This window comes from Pseudomonas protegens, from assembly GCF_003732485.1.
Classification (GTDB): Bacteria; Pseudomonadota; Gammaproteobacteria; order Pseudomonadales; family Pseudomonadaceae; genus Aquipseudomonas; species Aquipseudomonas protegens_B.
Genome location: NZ_MOAK01000056.1, coordinates 57,881 through 78,221, shown reverse-complemented (window position 1 = coordinate 78,221; position 20,341 = coordinate 57,881). Strand labels below are relative to the sequence as shown.

Below are 20,341 nucleotides of genomic sequence, written 5' to 3'. Positions count from 1 at the left end.
AAGCAGATCGACCTGATCATCTACCGCAACGATTTCCCCACGCTGCGCACCTTCGGCTCGGCGGACGTGTACCTGATCGAAGGGGTGATCGCCACCGTGGAGGTCAAGTCCCAACTCAACGAGAAGAGCCTGTTCGAGGCCCTGGAGAACGGCAAGTCGGTGCGTAACCTCAAGCCCTCGGTGCTGCGCCACTCCCTGGACGAATACAGCACGCGCATCTATGACCGCGACTATCAGAACCTGACGGTATCGCAGATGAATTCGGTCATGGGCCTGGTGCTGCCGCCGGCCTATGTGTACAGCTATCGAGGCTACTCCGGCGCCAGCCTGGAGGCGTTACGCAACAGCCTGAACGCCTGGCACAACATCCCCGACCGTGCCGGTGAACTGGACGTGACCCTGATGCCCGAGGTCATTGCCACCCAGGGCTGTGTGACCCTGAAGAACCTCAACAACCACCTGGCCCTGCCCCGGCCCGGCGCCGCCGACCTGGAGGCCTGTCGCCAGAGCTACAACACGGCCATGTCCAGTAGCATGAGCAAGCAGGAATTCTTCGGTTGCTTTCGCGAAAGCAACGCTGAGAGCTTCGACTACGGCATCGCCATCAAGGCCTACGAAACGCCGCTGCAATACCTGATTTCCAGCTTGCTGGAAGCGGTCACCTCACGCATCGGCTACCAGCAACTGGGGGGGACGGCGATCCAGTACAACCTGTTGAAATATCACCTGACTGAAGAGATGGAGGGCGGCTGGTCCGGCGCCGCCATCAACCTGACCCGGGTACGTGATCCCAAGCTGGATCTGGCGGGCAAGTTCGGCCTGTGGAAGGCCAGGTCCTGACGCGATCGACAGGGCCCGCAAACCGCGACTGGGCGCTCAGCCCGCCGTGGCCTTCGTGGACAGCGCGATCAAGTGCTCGCTGCAGCCGAAGCCGCCCACTGCGTCGTCGTACCAGAACACTTCCACCACCGCGATGCAGCCGTCATAGGACTGCCCCACCAGTGTGCCGTCGGCCTTGAACACCCGCAGGTAGCCGCCCACGCTGTAGCGCGAGCTGTCGCCATCGCCGGGCATGGTCATGGTGGGGATCCAGGTGCGCCAGCTGAACAAGCGGTACTTCTGGTAGTAGAAGGCCTGGTCGGGGCTGTAGTCGCGGCCCTGATACGGCGTGCCGTAGTAGAACGAGCCATAGGCCTGGTACGCCAGGTACAGCGCCAGGGCCGCGCCGAGAATGAGGTTGATCTTTTTCATCGCAGGGTCGTTCCTTTTACCCGTGGAAACATCAAGAAGGAGGCAGGCCCAGCATGCGCAGGCACGCCTGGACAATGGCCCCGGCCAGGGCCCGGCCATCGTCCTCGCCGGCGGCGATCACATCGTCGGTGGCGCCATGCACCCCGGCGTAGATCAGCGAAGCAATCACTCCCGGTTGGGCCAGGGACCAGCAACCGGCGCGCTGGCCGCCTTCGAGAAGGCCCAGCAACTGCTCGAGGATCGCGTTCTTTTCCGGGTTGCCGCGGTCGTGGTGATGGTGGTTGGGGTAGACGATGTCGTGCAGGCGGTAGGTGTCGAGGTAGGCCTGCACGCTGGTGCCGATCCAGCAGGAAACCTTCGCCACCCAGTCGTCCTCGGGGCAGGCAGCCACCGCCAGCTCCAGACGCTGCAGGTAGCGCTGGGTATAGCGCTGCCCCAGGGCCACCAGCATGTCGTTCTTGGATTGGAAGTAGTGATAGAAGGTGCCCTTGGCCACCTCCGCGCGCTCGACGATCTCGCTGATGGTGGTGGCTTCCACGCCCTGGCTGAGGAACAGGCTTTCAGCAGCGGCCATCAACTCTTCCAGGCGCACTTCGGCCGGTTTGGTGCGCGGCCGCGACGGCGCGGCGCGCTGGGCAACCGGGAGGGGTTTGACACTCATGAACACATCCGGAGCTGTTCGACAAAGGCCGACATTCTAGGGGAATTGCCGGGGAAAAGAGAGTTGAGAATTCGTGTCATTTTCCATTGACCGACGGTCAGTCGAAACACTATGCTCGCCCCGCAAGCCCATTCCAGACCCTGCCGGAGATTCACCATGGATCGCTATCGCCGCTCTGCCCTGGTAGCCGCCGCCTACCTCGGGACCTTTCTCGCGTCCCTCGACATCAGCATCGTCAATGTTGCCCTGCCGACCTTGCAGCAGGCCCTGGCCACCGACCTGGGCGGCCTGCAATGGGTAGTCAATGCCTACGCCATCTGCCTTTCGGCGTTCATGCTCTCGGCAGGGCCTTTGGGCGACCGTTTCGGCCACAAGCGCTGCTGGCTGATCGGCGTGCTGGTGTTCTGCCTCGGCTCGGCGCTCTGTGCCCTGGCCCAGGAGCTCTCGCTGCTGCTGGCCGGGCGCGCGGTGCAAGGGCTGGCCGGGGCCCTGCTGATTCCCGGGGCGATGCCGATCCTCAGCCACGCCTTCCCCGAGCCGCGGCAACGGGCCCATGTGATCGGCGGCTGGTCGGCCTTCAGTGCCCTGGCGCTGATCCTCGGTCCGCTGCTGGGTGGCCTGCTGCTGGAACACCTGGGCTGGCAGTGCATTTTCCTGATCAACCTGCCCCTCGGCCTGCTGGCCCTGGTCCTGGGTTGCTGGGGCATCAGCGAACGCAAGCATCCCCAGCATGCCGCACTCGATCCGCTGGGCCAGGTCCTCTGCGTGCTCTGGCTCGGGGCCCTGACCTATGGGCTGATCGTCGCCGGCGAGGACGGATTCGGTAGCCGCGGGGCGCTCACCGCCTTGCTGCTGTCGACCCTGGCGCTGCTGGCTCTGATTCAGGTGGAGCGTCGAGTGCAGCGGCCCCTGGTACCGCTCGCGCTGTTTCGCCAGCGGCCTTTCGCAGTGGCCAACCTGGCCTCGTTCATCCTCGGGTTTTCCTGCTACAGCAGCCTGTTCTTCTTCTCGATCTTCCTGCAGCAGATCCAGGGCTGGTCCGCCGCCGACACCGGCCTGCGCATGCTCCCGCAGTTCGTGGTCACAGGCGTTGTATCGATGCTCTTTGGCCGTTTGCACCGGCGCATCCCCCTGCCCTGGCTGATGGTTGGCGGCTATGGCCTGACAGGCCTGGCCATGAGCGCCATGGCCGGCTTCGATGCCCACACGCCCTACTGGCTGGTGGGCTCGCTGTTCGGCCTGCTGGGGCTGGGCATGGGCCTGGCGGTGCCAGGCACCGGGCTGGTGGTGATGGCCTGTGCACCGGCGGAACGCGCCGGGATTGCCTCGGCCAGCATGAACGCCCTGCGCCAGACCGGCATGAGCGTCGGCATCGCCCTGCTCGGCAGCCTGATGAGTGCGCGAGCGGTGCAGGTGCTCAGTGCATCCGGCGCTGCGGCCGGCATCGACGGCGCCGTGGAGCTGGCCCGGCAAGCGGTGACCGAACACCGCCTGCCGCTGCACCACCCGCTGTTCGCCGACCTTTATGGCGCCGCCATGACCAGCGGTTTTCGCCTGGCCATGGCCCTGGCCGGTTGCGCCAGCCTGCTGGCCATGGGGCTGTTGCTGGGTACCCGCCGGCAAGCGGTCGGCGAGCCTGCCGGTAGCCCCGGCACCAGGCCCGCTCGTTGACAAGCGCCGTGGTGGCGCCGACCATCTGCGGCCGCCAGCCCGGCGGATGCCTGGATCGAGGAGTGGCAAGGGTGAGAAGGATGAGCGCACTGCTGTTATCACTGGCCGCTGCCTGCAACGCGGCCCAGGCCACGAGTGAAGTCGACGCTGCCCGCCAGTCCCTGAAGAACTACGGCCTGGCCAACTGCCTGGCCGAGCGCTTCCCGGAGCCCTCGGCCATGCGCCAGGACGTCGGCCACGCCATTGGCATGTACGGCGTGCTGGGGATAGGCCTGTACAACGTGCTACAGAACGAAGACACCCTGGAAACCCTGCACAACCCCTACACCGCCACCACCGACTACGTGACAAAAGCCTATGAGCAGGCTTCGGGAAGCAGCAAGTACAGCCGCGACAAGGTGGTCTTGCATGCCTGCCTTGAGGTCTACAACTCCCGGGCCTTCGAGGACTTCATCCAGACCCAGGACCGCTATATCCGGCCTGACGGCTAAGGCGCCGCCCTCCCTGCCGAATGTCGCAAAGGCGTTGCTCGAGGTCGAATCCAGCCTGCCGACCCAGCGCGCGCTGTCCATACTCAAGGGCCTCGTCCCCTGGTAATGGAATACCCCCGTGAACCTGCCACCGGTCCTGCCTGACACCGCCCCTGCCCTGGTCAACCCGCTGCGCCTGGACCAGGACGATCTGCGGCACTTCAAAGAGCGTGGTTTCATCAAACTGCGCAATCTGTTGACGCCAGCGGCCATCCTGCAACTGCGCGAGCTGGCCAACAGCCAACTGCGCCCTGCCCCCTCGGGTACCTCGGCCCATGGCGACGGTTTCAGCCGCCTGACTCACCGGGTGACCCAGGTCGGCATCCTCGAACGCCTCTACCGGCAACCGGCCTTCGCCCAGGTGCTGACCCGCCTCAGCGGCTGCCGCCTGATCATGAGCGAGGCCCAGAGTTTCGAGCTGGGGGTGGGACGCTCGGGCTTTGCCTGGCACTACGACTCGCTGAACTTTCGCTACATCCGCCCCCAGGACCCGGCCTTCAGCCTGTGGATGCCGTTGCAGCCGATCCGCCCCGAAGTGCAAGGTGGCGGCATGGCCTGGGTGCCCCTGTCGCAATTCTCGGCCCAGGAGAATTTTCAGTTCTCGCGCCTGCTGGCAGGCAAACTGGCACGGGGCGAGTCGGTGGCCGAATTTTCCGCGCACCTGCACCAGACCTACTGCACCCCCGGGATGCTCACCGACAGCTTCGAAGCACAGCGCATCGAAGACTCGTTCGAACCCGGCGACGCCCTGCTGTTCAGCAAGTACCTGTGGCACCGCTCCAGCCCCTTGCTGGCCGGCGACCTGGAACGCCGCCAGGCCGTGACCCTGCGCCTGCTGGACTGGCGGGCATGCCTTGATCCACTGATGCAGGACGGCGAAACCCGCAGCGCCGGTGGCCTGGGCATGGGCCTGGACGGTGGCCCGCTGAACCCAGTGTCCTACGGCTCGCGTTTCGTCGATATCACGCCCGGGGCACCGATCCGCAGCTCGGTCCATTGCGGGCCGATCCTCTGATCCAGGCTAGATCTCGGGCCCCAGCAACACCCGCTGCTGCGCCGCACACTGCTCCACCAGATAGTCCCAGACCACCCGCAGCCGCACCGATTTGTGCAGCTCGCGGCGGGTGCTGATCCAGTAGGCGCGCTGGATGCTTTCGGCCGGCAGCAGCGGCACCAGTTGCGGGTCGGCGGCGGCCATGTAGCACGGCAGCACGGCAATCCCCAGGCCGGAACGGGCCGCTTCCTGCTGGGCGATGACGCTGGTGCTGTGGAACACCACCTGGGGGTTGCGGCAGAAGCTGTTGAGGAACATCAGTTCCTGGCTGAACAAGAGATCATCGACATAGCCGATCCAGGCATGCCGGCCCAGGTCCTCGCGGCTGCGCAGGGGCGGTGCCCGGTCCAGGTAGGCCTGGCTGGCGTACAGCGCCAGGCGGTAGTCGGTGAGTTTGCGGGTCACCAGCATATCCGCGCTGGGGCGCTCCAGATGGATGCTGATCTCCGCCTCGCGGTTGAGGATGCTGACAAAGCGCGGCACCGCCACCAATTCCACTTCCAGTCCCGGATAACGTTCGAACAGGCCATACATGCGGCTGGCGAGGAACTTCACTCCCAGGCCCTCGGTGACCCCGACGCGGATCTTGCCCAGGGGCGCGCTGGACTGGGTGATTTCCTCCTGAACCAGCAAGGCGACGTTTTCCATGGCCTCGGCGTGCTTGAGCAGCGCCTCGCCGGCCGGGGTCAACTCGTAACCCTGGGCATGCTGGACGAACAGCGCGGTGCCCAGGGCCTTCTCCACGGCCTCGATATGCCGGGCCACCGTCGCGTGTGTGGTGTTCAGCCGGCGGGCCGCGGTGAGCAGGCGGCCGCTGCGTTGCAGCTCGAGGAAGTAGCGCAGATCGTTCCAGTCGAACATGGAAAATCCTGGTCGATGTCGAAGAGGGATGCTGTTAGAAAACGCACAGCAGGTGGGTAAAAACTAACATTCTTTTGACGAAAGCTAACAACTAGGATGAGGACCAACAAGAACAGAAAAATGAGGTCACGGATGCTCCCTGCCTTTGACGCCTACGACTACATTGTGGTCGGCGCCGGTCCCGCCGGCTGTCTGCTGGCCAATCGCCTGTCCGCCAACCCCCAGCACCGGGTGCTGCTGCTGGAAGCCGGTGGCCGCGACAACTATCCCTGGATCCACATTCCCGTGGGTTACCTGTTCTGCATCGGTAACCCACGCACCGACTGGTGCTTCAAGACCGAAGCCGAACCCGGCCTGCAGGGCCGCAGCCTGAGCTATCCGCGGGGCAAGGTGCTGGGCGGCTGCTCCTCGATCAACGGCATGATCTACATGCGCGGCCAGGCCGCCGACTACGATGGCTGGGCCGCCGCCGGCAACCCCGGCTGGAGCTGGGAGGATGTACTGCCGCTGTTCAAGAAAAGCGAAAACCATTTTGCCGGAGGCAGTGAGCTGCACGGCGCCGCCGGCGAATGGCGGGTCGAGCGCCAGCGCCTGTCATGGCCGATCCTCGATGCCTTCCGCACGGCTGCGCAGCAGAGCGGCATCCGCAACATCGACGACTTCAACGGTGGCGACAACGAAGGCTGCGGCTACTTCCAGGTCAACCAGAAGGCCGGGGTGCGCTGGAACGCGGCCAAGGCCTTTCTCAAGCCCATCGCCAACCGCCCCAACCTGGTGGTGCTGACCGATGTCGAGGTGCAGCGGCTGATTCTCGAGGACGGCCGCGCCACCGCGGTGCGGGCCATCAGCCAGGGCCGTCAGCAGAATTTCAAGGCCCGCCGGGAGATCATTCTGTGCGCCGGCTCCGTCGGCTCGCCGAGCATCCTGCAGCGCTCGGGCATCGGCCCGGCGCCACTCCTGCAGCGCTTGGGGATCGGCGTCAGCCATGCCCTGCCCGGGGTCGGCGGCAACCTCCAGGACCACCTGCAGTTGCGCCTGATCTACAAGCTGGAAAACGCTCGCACCCTGAACCAGGTCGCCGGCAGCCTGTGGGGCAAGATGGGCATGGGCCTGCGCTACCTGTATGACCGCAGCGGCCCGCTGTCCATGGCTCCGAGCCAGTTGGGCGCCTTTGCCCGCTCGGGACCGGAGCAGACCAGCGCCAACCTCGAATACCACGTGCAACCGCTGTCCCTGGAGCGCTTCGGTGAGCCCTTGCACAGCTTCCCGGCCTTCACCGCCTCGGTCTGCGACCTGCGCCCGCAAAGCCGCGGCCGGATAGAAATACGCTCCGTGGAACCCGGGGATGCGCCGCTGATCCAGCCCAATTACCTGAGCCATCCGGAGGATCTGCGCGTCGCCGCCGACGCCATCCGCCTGACCCGGCGCATCGTCGGCGCTCCGGCCCTGCAACCCTTCAAGCCCAGCGAATACCTGCCCGGGCCGCAGCTGCAGAGTGAGGAACAACTGCATGAAGCGGCGGCGCGCATCGGCACCACCATCTTCCATCCGGTGGGCACCTGCCGCATGGGCAATGACGCCCAGGCGGTGGTGGACGCACAACTGCGGGTGCACGGCATTCCCGGGCTGCGGATTGCCGATGCCTCGATCATGCCGCGCATTACCTCGGGCAACACCTGCTCGCCGACCCTGATGATCGCCGAGAAAGCCGCCGAACTGATTCTTGCCACAGTCCCCAGGAGTACCGTCCAGCACAAGCAACCCGCCACCCCGGCATGACCGTAGGAACCGGCTTGCCGGCGAAGGCGCCTCCAAGGTCGGCACCTGGCTCAAGGGCCTCTTCGCTGGCAAGCCAGCTCCTGCGGTCGGGAGGTAAACGAGGGTTCATCGCACGGTCGCGGTGAATCGCAACAACGGCGCCGGTCACGGCGTCGGCAGTGGAACAACAACAATAATCACTGTAAGGAAGCCCCCTATGTCAGAACACGCTCAGCCTCTCAATGCGTCCCTGGACGACTGCGCCGCCAAGGGCAGTCAGAAGGTGATCTTCGCCTCCTCACTCGGCACGGTGTTCGAGTGGTATGACTTCTTTCTCTATGGCGCCCTGGCGGCGGTGATCAGCAAGCAGTTCTTCGCCGGGGTCAACGACACCACGGCGTTCATCTTCGCCCTCATGGCCTTCGCCGCCGGCTTCGTGGTGCGCCCCTTCGGCGCCCTGGTGTTCGGCCGCCTGGGGGACATGATCGGCCGCAAGTACACCTTCCTCGCCACCATCATCCTCATGGGGGTGGCGACTTTCGCCGTGGGCCTGCTGCCCAACTACGCCAGCATCGGCATCGCCGCGCCGATCATCCTGGTGGCCCTGCGCATGCTCCAGGGCCTGGCCCTGGGGGGTGAATACGGCGGTGCCGCCACCTATGTGGCCGAGCACGCGCCACAGGGCAAGCGCGGTTTCCACACCAGCTGGATCCAGTCCACCGCGACCCTCGGCCTGCTGCTGTCGTTGCTGGTGGTACTGGCTTGCCGCTATTTCACCGGCGATCAGTTCGAGGTCTGGGGCTGGCGCCTGCCGTTCCTGCTGTCCATCGTGCTGCTGGGCATCTCCACCTGGATCCGCATGAGCCTGCACGAGTCGCCGGCCTTTCTGAAAATGAAAGAGGAAGGCCGCGCCAGCAAAGCGCCGATCCGCGAATCCTTCGGCAAGTGGGAAAACCTCAAGGTGGTGCTGATCGCCCTGTTCAGCATCAACGCCGGGCAGGCGGTGACCTTCTACGCCGCGCAGTTCTATGTGCTGTTCTTCCTCACCCAGTTCCTCAAGATGGACCCGGCCCTGGCCAACAGCCTGCTGATCATCAGCGTGGTGATCGGCGCGCCGATGTTCATCTTCTTTGGCTGGCTCTCGGACAAGATCGGCCGCAAGCCGGTGCTGATGCTCGGCCTGTTGCTGGCCACGCTGCTGTATTTCCCGATCTTCAAGGCCCTGGCCCATTACGCCAATCCGGCCATCGACCAGGCCAGCCGCCAGGCGCCCATCAGCGTCACCGCCGACCCGGCCACCTGCACCTTCCAGTTCGACCCGGTAGGCAAGGCGCGCTTCGACAGCCCCTGCGACAAGGTCAAGACCTTCCTGGTGAAACAGGGCCTGCCCTACAGCAGCGTCGCCGCCCCGGCCGGCAGCCCGGTGCAGGTCAGTGTCGGTGACGTGAAGATCAACGGCTTCGACGAAGCGGCCCTGCGTGGCGCGGTGACCCTGGCCGGCTATCCGCAGCAGGCGGACACGCAGAACGTCAACAAACCCATGGTGGTGCTGCTGATCGTGGCGCTGATCCTGATTGCCGCCATGTGCTACGGCCCGCTGGCAGCGCTGATGGTGGAGCTGTTCCCGACCCGTATCCGCTACACCTCGATGTCCCTGCCCTACCACATTGGCAACGGCTGGTTTGGCGGATTCCTGCCGACGGTGTCCTTTGCCCTGGTGGTGTACACCGGCGATATCTTCTATGGCCTGTGGTACCCGGTGCTGATTACCGGGGTCAGCCTGGTGGTGGGGTTGCTGTGTTTGCGTGAGACCCGGAATATCGATATCGACCACGTTTGACGGAGCCCCTTCGCTGGCAAGCAGGATGTTGTAGGAGCCGGCTTGCCGGCGAAGGCGTCCGCAAGGCAGGTACCCGGCTTGCCGGCCTCTTCGCTGGCAAGCCGGCTCCTACGAGGGGACGGCTTGAATAAAGCGCTGCTTTGCGCCACTGTCTCGGCACTTTTTCCGGCGGAGACCGAACATGCTGTTGATCCTTCCTGCAGTGGTGGCCCTGGTCTTGATCCTGGTGTTATGGCGCCGTCAGAACACCCTCACCGCGTTGCGCCGGGAAGCCCATATCCGCAATTTCACCTTGCCACCGCGGCTGTTCGAGCCCCTGCGCACCCAGCATCCGCACCTGAGCCTCAAGGACTGCCAACTGGTGGCCCAGGGCTTGCGCCAGTTCTTCCTGGCCTACCTCAAGGGCGGCCAGCACTACGTGTCGATGCCGTCCCAGGTGGTGGACGATCTGTGGCACGAGTTCATCCTGCATACCCGGGATTATCAGCAGTTCTGCGACAAGGCCTTCGGCCAGTTCCTCCATCACACTCCCGCCGCGGTGCTGGGCCAGAACGCTGCGCGCAAAAGCGACAACGGCCTGCGTCGGGTCTGGCGTCTGGCCTGCCTGGAAGAGAACATCAACCCGGCCAACCCCAGCCGCCTGCCGCTGCTGTTCGCCCTGGATGCCAAGCTGAAGATCGCCCGGGGCTTTCACTACGTCGCTGACTGCCAATCCCTGCGGCGCCTGACGGATAACGGCAGCACGGCCACAGTGGTCCACTGCGGCAGCGACCTGCACAGCAGTTCCTTCGACAGCGATTCCTCCAGCAGCAGCTCTGACAGCGACAACTCGCGTTTGGGCGGCGACGCAGACAGTGGCGGCAGCGATGGCGGCGGTTGCGGGGGGGGCGGTTGTGGCGGCGGGGGTGGTGACTGACGTTCAGTGAAGAGCGGCGTCTTGGCGCCGCTCCCGTCACACAGCGTTGATCAGGCGATGATGTCGGTGACGGCCGCCTGGCCCACAGTGCCCACGGCGAAGTCCACCGCGCCATGGCCAGTCAGGTCGATCATCAGGCTGGTCTGGTTGGTTTCGGCGAAGTAGGTGAGGATCGCGTCGCCGGCATGGCCGGTGAAGCCGCTGACGAAGTTCAGGGTGGCGCCACCGGAGGCGAATTGCGGGATGCCGGTGAGGTCGATCTTGTCCTCGCCACTGACGAAATCCATGATCCAGTCGGGCGCATCGAAGGTGGAATCCGAAGCCGCGCCGAACACGAAGGTATCGGCCCCTGCCCCACCCCACAGCGTGTCGCCACCACCACCGCCGTAGATGATGTCGTTGCCGGCACCGCCTTCGAGGATGTTCGCCGCCGCGTTGCCGATCAGCAGGTCATTGCCCGAACCGCCGATGGCGTTTTCCACAGTCACGCCATGGGCGATGGAGACGTTGCCCACCAGGCCGCCGACATCGGAGAAACCACCCTCGTTGAGGTTGATCTTCTGGTCCTGGGTGAAGCCGGAGAAGTCCAGGGTATCGTTGCCGCCGCCGTCCCAGACTGCGAACACCAGCTTGTCGGAGGCGCTATGGGCGCTGTAGAAATCCCGCCCGGTGTTGGAGTTGAAGCCATAGACGGTGTTGTCGGCACGGGTCTCGTGGTTGGCGCCGTAGAGTTTCTGCACGGCGACGATGTCGTCCAGCAACGGCGCCGAGGCGTAGGCACCGCCGCCGTCCTTGCTGAAGTCCTGCCCGGTGTGGCTCTCGCTCCAGTAGCTCATCAGGCTGTAGCCACGGGTGTCCTGGGCGTAGGTAACGTCGTTGTAAGTCGGGCTGCCGCTGCCGGCGTTGTACACGCCCGGATGGGACAGGCCCAGGCTGTGGCCGATCTCGTGGGTCAGGGTCTGGCGGCCATAGTTGCCGTTGCCCGGGGTTTCATTGACCCGGTACTGGTCGTTGATCAGGTACCAGGACTGGCCGTCGTAGCTGCTGCCGGACGGCAGGTAGGCAAAGGCCGCGCCGCCGGTACTGACGTTGTAGTTGCCGAAGCTCAGGTGACCGTCGCCGCCCTTGGCGGACTCGGTGAAGGTGATGTTGGCCACGTCCGACCAGGACTGCAGGGACAGTAGGGCCTGAGCCTTCTGCAGCGCGCTGAACTCGCTGAAGCTGCCCAGGGCCGGATTGTAGTTGGCCGGTTTGTCCGTGAGGAAGCTGTAGCTCAGGTCGATCTTGCCGTCGCCATTCTGGTCGTGCCAGGACAGGCCCTTGCGCAGGATCGAGTCCGCGGCCTGGTCGGCGGTGAACGATGGTTTGCCGTTCACCAGCTCGCTGCCGCCCCGGTCATACAGATGGCTGAAGGCGTGGACCTGCTGGTAGGCATTGCTGCCCGCGGCGATCGGGTCGATCCCGTAACCGAGGGTTTCAGGGAGTGCTTTGGATAGTGCGTTTGACATTGTTACGTCCTTGTTCCAGACAAAAAATTTCCGATAGAACAGCAACGACCCCGCCTGCGAGATCGTCCTATCACTCGCCCATTGAGGCGCAAGAAACCTGACACAGTCGTCAACCGCGAGTCCACGGTTTTTTTTGTCCGACAAAAGCCCGAAAACCGCTCTGGCCCGGGGTAAATATTCCACTCGCACACGGCGCTGGCAGTGGATAGGCTAAGCACCAATCCGGGGCTGCAATCGGCCACTCAAGCCTCTGCCCCACGGCTATTCCAAGAGGAGTCCGCGATGCGCAAAATCCTGCTGCTGGGCACTTTGATGATTTTCACCGGCGCCGCCCACGCCGAAGCTGTACCGCTGTTCAACGTTTCCTGCCCCGGCAATCTGGCCGTCAGCGCCGACCAGGGCGGACCGATTTACATCAACGGCAAAGTGGTCAAGAGCAGCGTCGTGGATGACCGGCATTTCCAGGTCAAGACGCCGGAAACAAACCTGGCCATCAGCGTCGAGGACGACGATTCGGTGACCGTGAAGTACAGCGACAAACTCGGTGCCACTGGTCTTTGCGAAGCCGTGGACGATTGAGGCGTCTCAGAACAGGCCCATCTGCCCGCCCACCAGGGTGCCAAAGTCGTCCTGCACGAACGGCAGGATGGCGTCTGCCACCGGCTGCAACTGCCGGGTCAGGTAGTGCTCGTAGTCGATGGCCGCACGGCGGTTTTCCAGGGGCTCGGGGCCGGCCAGGGTGATCACGTAGCTGATCCAGCCGCCGTTCTGGTACTGCAGCGGGCGGCCCTGCTCGCGGTTGTATTCATCCGCCAGGCGCGCTGCGCGGACATGGGGCGGCACGTTGCGCTCGTAGTCGTCCAGGGGCCGGCGCAGGCGCTTGCGATAGATCAGCAGATCGTCCAGTTGCCCGGCCAGGGTGCGTTGCACGTAGTCGCGCACATAGTCCTGGTAGGGCTGGCGGTGGAAGATCCGCTGGTACAGCTCCTGCTGAAATTCCCGGGCCAGGGGCGACCAGTCGGTGCGTACGGTTTCCAGGCCCTTGTAGACCATTTCCTGGCGGCCATCGGCGCGCTGCACCAGCCCGGCATATCGCTTCTTGCTGCCCTCCTCGGCGCCGCGGATGGTGGGCATCAGAAAACGTTTGTAGTGGGTTTCGAACTGCAGCTCCAAGGCGCTTTCCAGGCCGTATTGCTGCTGCAGGTGATCACGCCACCACTGGTTGACGTGGGCCACCAGGGCGCGGCCGATCAGCGCCGCCTGCTCCTCGTCATGCAGGCTGCCGAGCCAGACGAACGTGGAGTCGGTATCGCCATAGATCACTTGATGGCCCTGGGCTTCGATCAACTGCCGGGTACGGGCCATGATCTCGTGGCCACGCAGGGTGATGGATGAAGCCAAGCGTGGGTCGAAGAAGCGGCAGCCGCTGGAGCCGAGCACGCCGTAGAAGGCGTTCATGATGATCTTCAGGGCCTGGGACAGCGGCGCGTTGTGCTCGCGCTTGGCCACTTCCCGGCCCTCGGCGACCCGGGTCACGATCGATGGCAGGCAATGCCGGGTGCGGGAGAAGCGCGCGCCGCGAAAGCCCGACACCGAGTGCTGGTCATCCGGCTGGCGCAGGCCCTCCACCAGCCCCACCGGGTCGATCAGGAAACTGCGGATGATCGAGGGGTACAGGCTCTTGTAGTCCAGCACCAGCACCGATTCATAGAGGCCGGGGCGCGAATCCATGACAAAACCACCGGGGCTGGCCTGGGGCGGCAGCTCGCCGAGGTTGGGGGCGACAAAGCCCTGGCGGTGCATCAGCGGCATGTACAGGTGAGTGAAAGCCGCCACCGAGCCGCCGCTGCGGTCGGCGGGCAGGCCAGTGACCGTGGCCCGCTCCAGGAGGAAGGTCAGCAGCTCGGTCTTGGCGAAAATCCGCGTCACCAGCTCGCAGTCCTTGAGGTTGTAGCGGGCCAGGGCCGGCTTGTCCTCGGCGAACATGCGGTTGATTTCGTCCATGCGCTGGTACGGGTTGTCGATCGACTTGCCCTCCCCCAGCAGGGTCTGGGCGACGTTTTCCAGGCTGAAGGACGCAAAGCTCCAGGTCGCCGAACGCAGGGCTTCGATGCCATCGATGATCAGGCGCCCTGCCGCTGAGGCGAAATAGTGGGTACGGCTGCCGTGCTCGCGCCATTGCATCTCCTCGCCACCACGCCCCAGGCGCAGGGGCACCGCCAGGCGCCGGGCATGCTCATGCAGCACCCGCAGGTCGAACTGCACCAGGTTCCAGCCGATGATCGCGTCGGGGTCATGCTCGGCCAGCCACTGGTTGAGCCTCTCCAGCAACTGCTCGCGGCTGGCGCAGAACTCCAGGTCGAAGTCCACGGGGCTGTCGTCCTCCCGGGCCTTGCCGAGCATGTACACCTGGCGCTGGCCACACCCCTCCAGAGCAATGGAGTACAACTCGCCGCGCTCGCTGGTTTCAATGTCCAGGGACACCAGCTTGAGGCTCGGCCGGTAGTTTGGCGCCGGCTTCATCTGCGCCTCCAGCAACAAGCCATCGGGGCCGGGCTGGCCGCCAAAGGACACCGGCGCAGTAATGAAACGCTCCATCAGGTAGCGCTCGGGCGGTCGAACGTCGCCCTCAAACACCTCGACACCGGCGCGGCGCAGGGTCTTGTCCAGGCGCATCAACTGATTGTGCTGCGGGCAATACATGCCCAGCACCGGGCGCTGGTGGAAGTCGCGCAACTGCAGGGGACGCAGCTCGACATCCGGGTCGTCCGCCAGCACGCGCTCGGCCTGAGGACGCTGCACCGCCGGGACGAAGGCCACGGAAGTCTGCAACGGCAGGCGGATCTGGCGCGGCCCCTGGTCGGTGGCCAGCCAGAAATCGACTTGCGTGCCCGCCGGCGTATCGCGCCAGTGCCGAGTCAGGACGAAGCCTTGTTGTACATCCACCGCTGCAACCTCAGAGCTGTTTCAAGGCGCCGATTCTACCTGTCCTGGCCGGCGATAGGGTGTCTGGATGATGGCTTTGCGGCTTTTGTCAGACAATATGTAGTGCTTGAAAATTTTCACTACAAAACCGTTGACGAGAGGATTTCGCCCTTGCATGATGCAGGCGTCCCCCCGATCGGGGGACGAGGCAAAGGTGTTATGAGCAAGCTCGTCTGACCGCCGAGCTGTGACCCGGATGTGTACTGCCCACAAGGCAGATTGATGAAACTGACCTGGCATTGACCGTCCAGTACCAAGACGGGAAGCCGGCGAAAACTCCTCAAGATGCTTGTGGCCGATGGTGGGAATGTCGGCAGCTTCATCCAGGTTTACGCTGCTTCTCTTCGTTGTGACGCTATTGCGTAGCAGTTAATCAAGGCAACTACACGCATCAGGCTCTGGGCCTTATCTGTATCCGACAGACACCCTCTGTCGCCCTGTTTCCGGTATCAGGGTTCAACTTACCGACGTAGCAAGATGAATTAGCGAATCAACTTAGATAGATCGATAAATGGTCAAGGGGGCTACAAATGAATCTTAATAATCAACCCACTATTGATGAATTGGCACGTATGTTCGCCGCACAGAAAGACAGCCACGACAGCCACATCCTGTGGATCGCCAAGTCGGGCCAAGTGCACATCGACTGCCTGTCGCCCCATAGCCATGAAGCAGAGTTCGACCAGAACAACCGGGACCTGGCGGCCCGCCTGAAAATGTACCGCCGCGGCCAGGGCTACGTCGGCAAGAAAGCCGCCGCCGACAAGGACTTCATCGGCCGGGTCCTGGAGACCCTGAAAGCCGAATGGCAGTCACTGCGGGACAAATCGGAAGTTCGGGTTATTGATCGGTTCTGCTAAGTAACACGATCAATTCGTTAATCACCAACTAGTTGTTCAAGCAATAGAATGGGCGCTCTTCATGAGCGCCCATTTTTATTGAAGCCCATTTCAAACCCGTAGGAGCCGGCTTGCCGGCGAAAGCGGTGTTAGCCTTGAAACCGCCTTCGCTGGCAAGCCAGCTCCTACAGCTCAGAACGCAAAACACGAACAGCCAAACGCCCCCCAGAACCCCTGGAAGTCACTCACCGGCACACTCGACAGCCGTGCCTTCTGGTGCCCGTGGGCATGCACCGCGCACGGGCCGCTGCATTGGTGCACCTGGTTCTGCAAGGGTGCACCGGGTTTCCAATGCCCCGGCACCTTGGCCACCGGCGACCAGTCCGGGGTCACCGGCAGGCTCGGTGGGGCCAGTTTGTCGAAGTCGCCGGCGGCATGCACCACTTTGCCATCCACCACGGTGAGCAGGGATTCGATCCACTTGATCGCCTCTTCCTCGACGCTGAAGTAGTCCGCGGACAGGGCCACCAGGTCCGCCAGTTGACCGACCTTGATCTGGCCTTTCTTGCCCTGTTCCGAGGAGAACCAGGCGCTGCCGTGGGTATAGAGCTCCAGCGCGGTGTCGCGGCTCAAACCCTGGGGGTACAGCTCCAGGCCGCCGACGGTCTTGCCGCTGACCATCCAGTACAGCGAGGTCCAGGGGTTGTAGCTGGAGACTCGGGTGGCGTCGGTGCCGGCGCCCACCGGAATGCCTTCGGCGAGCATGCGCTGGATCGGCGGGGTCATCTCGGCAGCCTTGGCGCCGTAGCGCTCGACGAAGTACTCGCCCTGGAAGGCCATGCGGTCCTGGATGGCGATGCCGCCGCCCAGGGCCCGCACCCGCTCGATGTTTTTCGGACTGATGGTTTCCGCATGGTCGAAGAACCACGGCAGGCCGTTGAAAGGAATGTCGCGGTCGACCTTCTCGAACACATCGAGCATCCGCGAGATGGATTCATCGTAGGTGGCGTGCAGGCGGAACGGCCAGCGCTGCTCCACCAGATGGCGCACCACCGGTTCCAGCTCCTGCTCCATGGTCTGCGGCAGATCAGGGCGCGGTTCGAGGAAATCCTCGAAATCGGCGGCGGAGAACACCAGCATCTCCCCTGCCCCGTTGTGTCGCAGGAAGTCGTCGCCCTGGCCGTAGGTAACGCTGGAGGTCCAGTACTTGAAATCCGCCAACTCTTCCTTGGGTTTCTGGGTGAACAGGTTGTAGGCGATGCGCACAGTCAGTTGCTGTTTGGCCGCCAGTTCGTTGATCACCTGGTAGTCGTCCGGGTAGTTCTGGAAGCCGCCGCCGGCATCGATGGCGCTGGTCACCCCGAGGCGATTGAGCTCGCGCATGAACTGGCGGGTCGAGTTGACCTGATATTCCAGGGGCAGCTTGGGCCCCTTGGCCAGCGTCGAGTAAAGGATCATCGCGTTGGGCCGGGCGATCAGCATGCCCGTGGGGTTGCCGTTGCCATCGCGGACAATCTCGCCACCGGGCGGGTTCGGCGTGTTGCGGTCGTAGCCCACCACCCGCAGCGCAGCGCGGTTGAGCAAGGCCCGGTCATACAGGTGCAGGACGAACACCGGGGTGTCCGGCGCCGCCTGGTTCAGTTCCTCCAGGGTCGGCATGCGTTTCTCGGCGAACTGGAATTCGTTCCAGCCGCCCACCACCCGCACCCACTGCGGCGCCGGGGTACGCAGGGCCTGTTCCTTGAGCAGGCGCAGGGCATCGGCCAGGGAGGGCACGCCCTCCCAGCGCAGTTCCAGGTTGTAGTTGAGGCCACCACGGATCAGGTGCAGGTGCGAATCGTTGAGCCCGGGGATCACCGTGCGCCCCATCAGGTCGATGACCTGGGTGCCGGCGCCGCGCAGGGCCATGGCTTGGGCGTCGTTGCCCACGGCGATGAAGCGACCGTCCTTGATCGCCACCGCGCTGGCCCGGGGCTTGGCCCGGTCCACGGTGTGCAGGCGGCCATTGAACAGAATCAGGTCGGCAATTGCATCGGGGTTCATGGCATTGCTCCAAACGAAGGTCAGGAAGGAATCAGGCCGCGCTGCGCGGTTGCAGCCAGCGGCTGAACAAACGAGTGACCCGAGGCATGAAGACGTAGACCACCAGCAGCACGATGCTCAGGGTGATCAGCACCGTGGCCGGCACGTAAGCGCCGAGCCAGGGTAACTGGGCAAACACCGGCTTCCACAGCTGGGGCACCAGAAAGCTCAGCGGCAGGATCACCAGGAAGGTCACGCAGGCCTGCTTCCAGCGCGGTGGCGGGGTTGGCGCAGCAGCGTCCTGAGGGGTGAACCAGAACTCGCGGTCGGCGTTGATTTCAGTCTGGTCGCCATCGGCCAGCAAGTGCTGGGCCTGCTGCACCAACTCGCGGCGGTCGGCGGAATCCAGCCAGTGTTGCAACTGCTCGGTGCTGGCAAAGCGCAGCACACTGGTGAACAGCCCCAGACCGCCACTGTGGCCACGGACCACGTCGATGCCCAGATGCCCCGGGTAGCTGCGGGCCTTGGCGATGATCTGCCGCAGCCAGGTTTCATAGGCCTGCTCCTGGCCGTGCTTGATCCGGTGGCGCACCAGCAAGGTCACCACACCGTCAGTGAGTTGGATATTCATCACAAGACTCCAGCGTCCGGAAGGAGATCGCGCGGGGCTGCACCCGCGCATCTCAGTTAAGGCCTGTAGGCGCTGGCTTGCCAGCGAAGCAGTCGGTGCGATCGCATTCGCCGGCAAGCCGGCTCCTACAGCTGACGTTGCGGCGCCTTGTGCACCAAGCTGTAGGCGTAGTCCACGCCCATGCCGTAGGCGCCGCTGTGCTCCAGCACCAGGCCCATCACCGCGTCGTAGGTGTCCTTGTGCGCCCAGTCACGCTGGTACTCCAGCAGCACCTGCTGCCAGGTCACTGGCACCGCGCCGGCCTGGATCATCCGCTGCACGGCCATATCGTGGGCTTCCTGGCTGGTGCCGCCGGAGGCGTCGGTGACGATGTACACCTCGTAGCCTTCGGCCAGGGCTTCCAGGGCCGGGAAGGTCAGGCAGACCTCGGTCCACAGTGCCGCCATCACCAGTTTCTTGCGCCCGGTGGCCTTCACCGCCTCCACCAGCTTGCGGTCTTCCCAGGAGTTCATCGAGGTACGTTCGATAGGCTGCTGATCAGGAAACACTGCCAGCAGTTCCGGCCAGATGTAGCCGCTGAAGCTCTGGGTCTCCACCGAGGTGAGAATGCTCGGCACGTTAAAGATCTTTGCCGCCTTGGCCAGGGCCACAGTGTTGTTCTTCAGGGTCTGGCGGTCGATCGACTGCACGCCGAAAGCCATCTGTGGCTGGTGGTCGATGAGAATCAGGGCCGAATTGGCCGGGTTCAGCAATTCACGAATGGACATGGCGCGTTCCTTTTGCAGTCAGAGAGTGAGGGTCGAACATGACCGGCTGGTGGCGCTGCTTGCGCCCCTTTGCGTGCGGCTTGGTGGCTAATTTAGGGGATGGCCGAAACAGCGACAATTCCCTAAAATCGAGAATCATTGATTCCAAATCAGGGACAATCATGGACCGTATCCAATGCATGCGCGCCTTTGTCGTCACCGTTGACGAGAACGGTTTTGCCGCCGCTGCCCGAGCGATGGACGTACCCCGCTCCAAGGTCAGCAAACAGATCCAGGCCCTGGAAGAGGCCATCGGCGTGCAGTTGCTGCAGCGCACCACCCGCAGCCTGCATTTGACCGAGGCCGGTGCCGAGTACTACGAAAGTGCCCGGGAAGTGCTGGCGACCGTGGACGAAGCCGAGCAGCGGGCCCGGGACGGCATTGCCCAATTGCGCGGGGTGTTGCGGGTCAATGCACCGATGTCCTTCGGTCTGCGTCGGCTCGGGCCGCTGGTGCCGCTGTTCCACGAGCAGCACCCGCTGATCGAGTTGCAACTGGTGCTCAGCGACCAGCAAGTGGACCCGGTGCGCGGCGGTTTCGATGTCACCCTGCGCATTGCCAGCCTGCCGGACTCGTCCATGGTGGCCCGGCAACTGGCACCGGCGCCGCGGATCATGGTGGCCGCGCCCAGCTACCTGGCACGGGCCGGAGTGCCTGGCCACCCCAAGGAGCTGAGCAGCCACCAGTGCCTCAACTACGGCTACCTGCAAAGCGGGGTCAGCCTGCAATTGAGCCACGGCAGCGACACCCAGCGGGTACACGTCACCGGCCCCTTGCACGCCAACAATGGCGACCTGCTGGCCCAGGCCGCCGAGGCCGGCATGGGCATCGCCCTGTTGCCGGACTTCATCGTCGAGGATGCCTTGGCCGCCGGACGTCTGGTGCCGGTGCTGTGTGAATGGCAGGCGCCGCCCATCAGCATCAACGTGGTCTATCCCTCGGCCCGGCGCGTGCCACAGAAGACCCGGACCTTCATCGATTTCCTGGTGAGCCACCTGACGCAAAGGA

19 protein-coding genes are annotated in these 20,341 nt (G+C 64.2%); 10 read left to right on the top strand and 9 right to left on the bottom strand.

Features of this window, described 5'->3' with window-relative positions:
* A partial coding sequence (locus BLX41_RS15675; protein WP_259744936.1) for a DUF6602 domain-containing protein occupies window positions 1-840 on the top strand: 840 nt, incomplete at its 5' end.
* Window positions 841-876: 36 nt separating this feature from the next.
* On the opposite strand, the gene BLX41_RS15670 is transcribed toward BLX41_RS15675, so the two are convergent.
* Window positions 877-1,251 carry a hypothetical protein gene (locus BLX41_RS15670; protein ID WP_123725642.1) on the bottom strand — a complete coding sequence of 125 codons (375 nt, stop codon included), beginning with the start codon at window positions 1,249-1,251 and terminating at the stop codon, window positions 877-879.
* 31 nt (window positions 1,252-1,282) lie between these two features.
* Window positions 1,283-1,912, bottom strand: a complete 630-nt coding sequence (locus BLX41_RS15665; RefSeq protein ID WP_123725641.1) for a TetR/AcrR family transcriptional regulator — start codon at window positions 1,910-1,912, stop codon at window positions 1,283-1,285.
* A gap of 156 nt (window positions 1,913-2,068) precedes the next feature.
* On the opposite strand from BLX41_RS15665, the gene BLX41_RS15660 reads away from it, so the two are divergent.
* The 3 genes from BLX41_RS15660 (at window position 2,069) to BLX41_RS15650 (ending at window position 5,128) form a co-directional block, all read left to right on the top strand.
* Window positions 2,069-3,583 (top strand): MFS transporter, encoded by a 1,515-nt coding sequence (locus tag BLX41_RS15660; RefSeq protein WP_259744935.1) that lies wholly within the window; start codon window positions 2,069-2,071, stop codon window positions 3,581-3,583.
* Between the two features lie 80 nt (window positions 3,584-3,663).
* Window positions 3,664-4,074 (top strand): hypothetical protein, encoded by a 411-nt coding sequence (locus BLX41_RS15655; RefSeq protein ID WP_123725639.1) that lies wholly within the window; start codon window positions 3,664-3,666, stop codon window positions 4,072-4,074.
* A 118-nt stretch (window positions 4,075-4,192) separates the two neighbouring features.
* Window positions 4,193-5,128, top strand: coding sequence for a phytanoyl-CoA dioxygenase family protein (locus tag BLX41_RS15650; protein WP_123725638.1), 936 nt, complete (start codon window positions 4,193-4,195; stop codon window positions 5,126-5,128).
* A gap of 6 nt (window positions 5,129-5,134) precedes the next feature.
* Here BLX41_RS15650 and BLX41_RS15645 read toward each other — a convergent pair whose 3' ends face one another.
* Entirely contained in the window at window positions 5,135-6,028 is an 894-nt protein-coding gene (locus tag BLX41_RS15645; protein WP_123725637.1) for a LysR family transcriptional regulator, read from the bottom strand.
* Window positions 6,029-6,160: 132 nt separating this feature from the next.
* Here BLX41_RS15645 and BLX41_RS15640 point away from each other — a divergent pair, with 132 nt between their 5' ends.
* The 3 genes from BLX41_RS15640 (at window position 6,161) to BLX41_RS15625 (ending at window position 10,542) form a co-directional block, all read left to right on the top strand.
* The gene (locus BLX41_RS15640; RefSeq protein ID WP_123725636.1) at window positions 6,161-7,807 is read left to right on the top strand and encodes a GMC family oxidoreductase; all 1,647 of its coding nucleotides are present in this window, start codon (window positions 6,161-6,163) and stop codon (window positions 7,805-7,807) included.
* Between the two features lie 196 nt (window positions 7,808-8,003).
* The gene (locus BLX41_RS15635; protein WP_123725635.1) at window positions 8,004-9,626 is read left to right on the top strand and encodes an MFS transporter; all 1,623 of its coding nucleotides are present in this window, start codon (window positions 8,004-8,006) and stop codon (window positions 9,624-9,626) included.
* Window positions 9,627-9,807: 181 nt separating this feature from the next.
* A complete protein-coding gene (locus tag BLX41_RS15625) occupies window positions 9,808-10,542 on the top strand; it encodes a glycine-rich domain-containing protein (protein ID WP_123725633.1) in 735 nt (244 codons plus the stop codon).
* 50 nt (window positions 10,543-10,592) lie between these two features.
* On the opposite strand, the gene BLX41_RS15620 is transcribed toward BLX41_RS15625, so the two are convergent.
* Window positions 10,593-12,050, bottom strand: a complete 1,458-nt coding sequence (locus tag BLX41_RS15620; RefSeq protein WP_259744934.1) for a serralysin family metalloprotease — start codon at window positions 12,048-12,050, stop codon at window positions 10,593-10,595.
* A gap of 282 nt (window positions 12,051-12,332) precedes the next feature.
* On the opposite strand from BLX41_RS15620, the gene BLX41_RS15615 reads away from it, so the two are divergent.
* Window positions 12,333-12,629 (top strand): hypothetical protein, encoded by a 297-nt coding sequence (locus BLX41_RS15615; RefSeq protein ID WP_123725632.1) that lies wholly within the window; start codon window positions 12,333-12,335, stop codon window positions 12,627-12,629.
* Between the two features lie 6 nt (window positions 12,630-12,635).
* Here the strand turns inward: BLX41_RS15615 and BLX41_RS15610 are convergent, their stop codons facing one another.
* Window positions 12,636-14,996 (bottom strand): DNA polymerase II, encoded by a 2,361-nt coding sequence (locus tag BLX41_RS15610; RefSeq protein WP_123725631.1) that lies wholly within the window; start codon window positions 14,994-14,996, stop codon window positions 12,636-12,638.
* Window positions 14,997-15,565: 569 nt separating this feature from the next.
* On the opposite strand from BLX41_RS15610, the gene BLX41_RS15605 reads away from it, so the two are divergent.
* Window positions 15,566-15,895 (top strand): hypothetical protein, encoded by a 330-nt coding sequence (locus BLX41_RS15605; RefSeq protein ID WP_011060776.1) that lies wholly within the window; start codon window positions 15,566-15,568, stop codon window positions 15,893-15,895.
* A 171-nt stretch (window positions 15,896-16,066) separates the two neighbouring features.
* On the opposite strand, the gene BLX41_RS15600 is transcribed toward BLX41_RS15605, so the two are convergent.
* The 4 genes from BLX41_RS15600 to BLX41_RS33680 form a co-directional block, all read right to left on the bottom strand.
* The gene (locus BLX41_RS15600; RefSeq protein ID WP_123725630.1) at window positions 16,067-17,917 is read right to left on the bottom strand and encodes an amidohydrolase; all 1,851 of its coding nucleotides are present in this window, start codon (window positions 17,915-17,917) and stop codon (window positions 16,067-16,069) included.
* A gap of 31 nt (window positions 17,918-17,948) precedes the next feature.
* Window positions 17,949-18,527, bottom strand: a complete 579-nt coding sequence (locus tag BLX41_RS15595) for an antibiotic biosynthesis monooxygenase (RefSeq protein ID WP_123725629.1) — start codon at window positions 18,525-18,527, stop codon at window positions 17,949-17,951.
* Window positions 18,528-18,652: 125 nt separating this feature from the next.
* A complete protein-coding gene (locus tag BLX41_RS15590; protein ID WP_123725628.1) occupies window positions 18,653-19,294 on the bottom strand; it encodes a hydrolase in 642 nt (213 codons plus the stop codon).
* Window positions 19,281-19,457 (bottom strand): hypothetical protein, encoded by a 177-nt coding sequence (locus BLX41_RS33680; protein WP_185073599.1) that lies wholly within the window; start codon window positions 19,455-19,457, stop codon window positions 19,281-19,283. Before BLX41_RS33680 ends, BLX41_RS15590 begins: the two co-directional genes overlap by 14 nt.
* On the opposite strand from BLX41_RS33680, the gene BLX41_RS15585 reads away from it, so the two are divergent.
* The coding region (locus BLX41_RS15585) for a LysR family transcriptional regulator (protein ID WP_148059736.1) at window positions 19,456-20,341 on the top strand (886 nt) is incomplete at its 3' end. The genes BLX41_RS33680 and BLX41_RS15585 overlap by 2 nt on opposite strands.

Excerpts from the sequence above, each read along its gene's own strand:
- BLX41_RS33680 (WP_185073599.1), bottom strand. The coding sequence starts at position 19,457 with ATGATTGTCCCTGATTTGGAATCAATGATTCTCGATTTTAGGGAATTG.
- BLX41_RS15605 (WP_011060776.1), top strand. The coding sequence starts at position 15,566 with ATGAATCTTAATAATCAACCCACTATTGATGAATTGGCACGTATGTTC.
- BLX41_RS15670 (WP_123725642.1), bottom strand. The coding sequence starts at position 1,251 with ATGAAAAAGATCAACCTCATTCTCGGCGCGGCCCTGGCGCTGTACCTG.
- BLX41_RS15625 (WP_123725633.1), top strand. The coding sequence starts at position 9,808 with ATGCTGTTGATCCTTCCTGCAGTGGTGGCCCTGGTCTTGATCCTGGTG.
- BLX41_RS15665 (WP_123725641.1), bottom strand. The coding sequence starts at position 1,912 with ATGAGTGTCAAACCCCTCCCGGTTGCCCAGCGCGCCGCGCCGTCGCGG.
- BLX41_RS15645 (WP_123725637.1), bottom strand. The coding sequence starts at position 6,028 with ATGTTCGACTGGAACGATCTGCGCTACTTCCTCGAGCTGCAACGCAGC.
- BLX41_RS15660 (WP_259744935.1), top strand. The coding sequence starts at position 2,069 with ATGGATCGCTATCGCCGCTCTGCCCTGGTAGCCGCCGCCTACCTCGGG.
- BLX41_RS15595 (WP_123725629.1), bottom strand. The coding sequence starts at position 18,527 with ATGAATATCCAACTCACTGACGGTGTGGTGACCTTGCTGGTGCGCCAC.
- BLX41_RS15620 (WP_259744934.1), bottom strand. The coding sequence starts at position 12,050 with ATGTCAAACGCACTATCCAAAGCACTCCCTGAAACCCTCGGTTACGGG.
- BLX41_RS15655 (WP_123725639.1), top strand. The coding sequence starts at position 3,664 with ATGAGCGCACTGCTGTTATCACTGGCCGCTGCCTGCAACGCGGCCCAG.
- BLX41_RS15615 (WP_123725632.1), top strand. The coding sequence starts at position 12,333 with ATGCGCAAAATCCTGCTGCTGGGCACTTTGATGATTTTCACCGGCGCC.
- BLX41_RS15635 (WP_123725635.1), top strand. The coding sequence starts at position 8,004 with ATGTCAGAACACGCTCAGCCTCTCAATGCGTCCCTGGACGACTGCGCC.
- BLX41_RS15600 (WP_123725630.1), bottom strand. The coding sequence starts at position 17,917 with ATGAACCCCGATGCAATTGCCGACCTGATTCTGTTCAATGGCCGCCTG.
- BLX41_RS15590 (WP_123725628.1), bottom strand. The coding sequence starts at position 19,294 with ATGTCCATTCGTGAATTGCTGAACCCGGCCAATTCGGCCCTGATTCTC.
- BLX41_RS15640 (WP_123725636.1), top strand. The coding sequence starts at position 6,161 with ATGCTCCCTGCCTTTGACGCCTACGACTACATTGTGGTCGGCGCCGGT.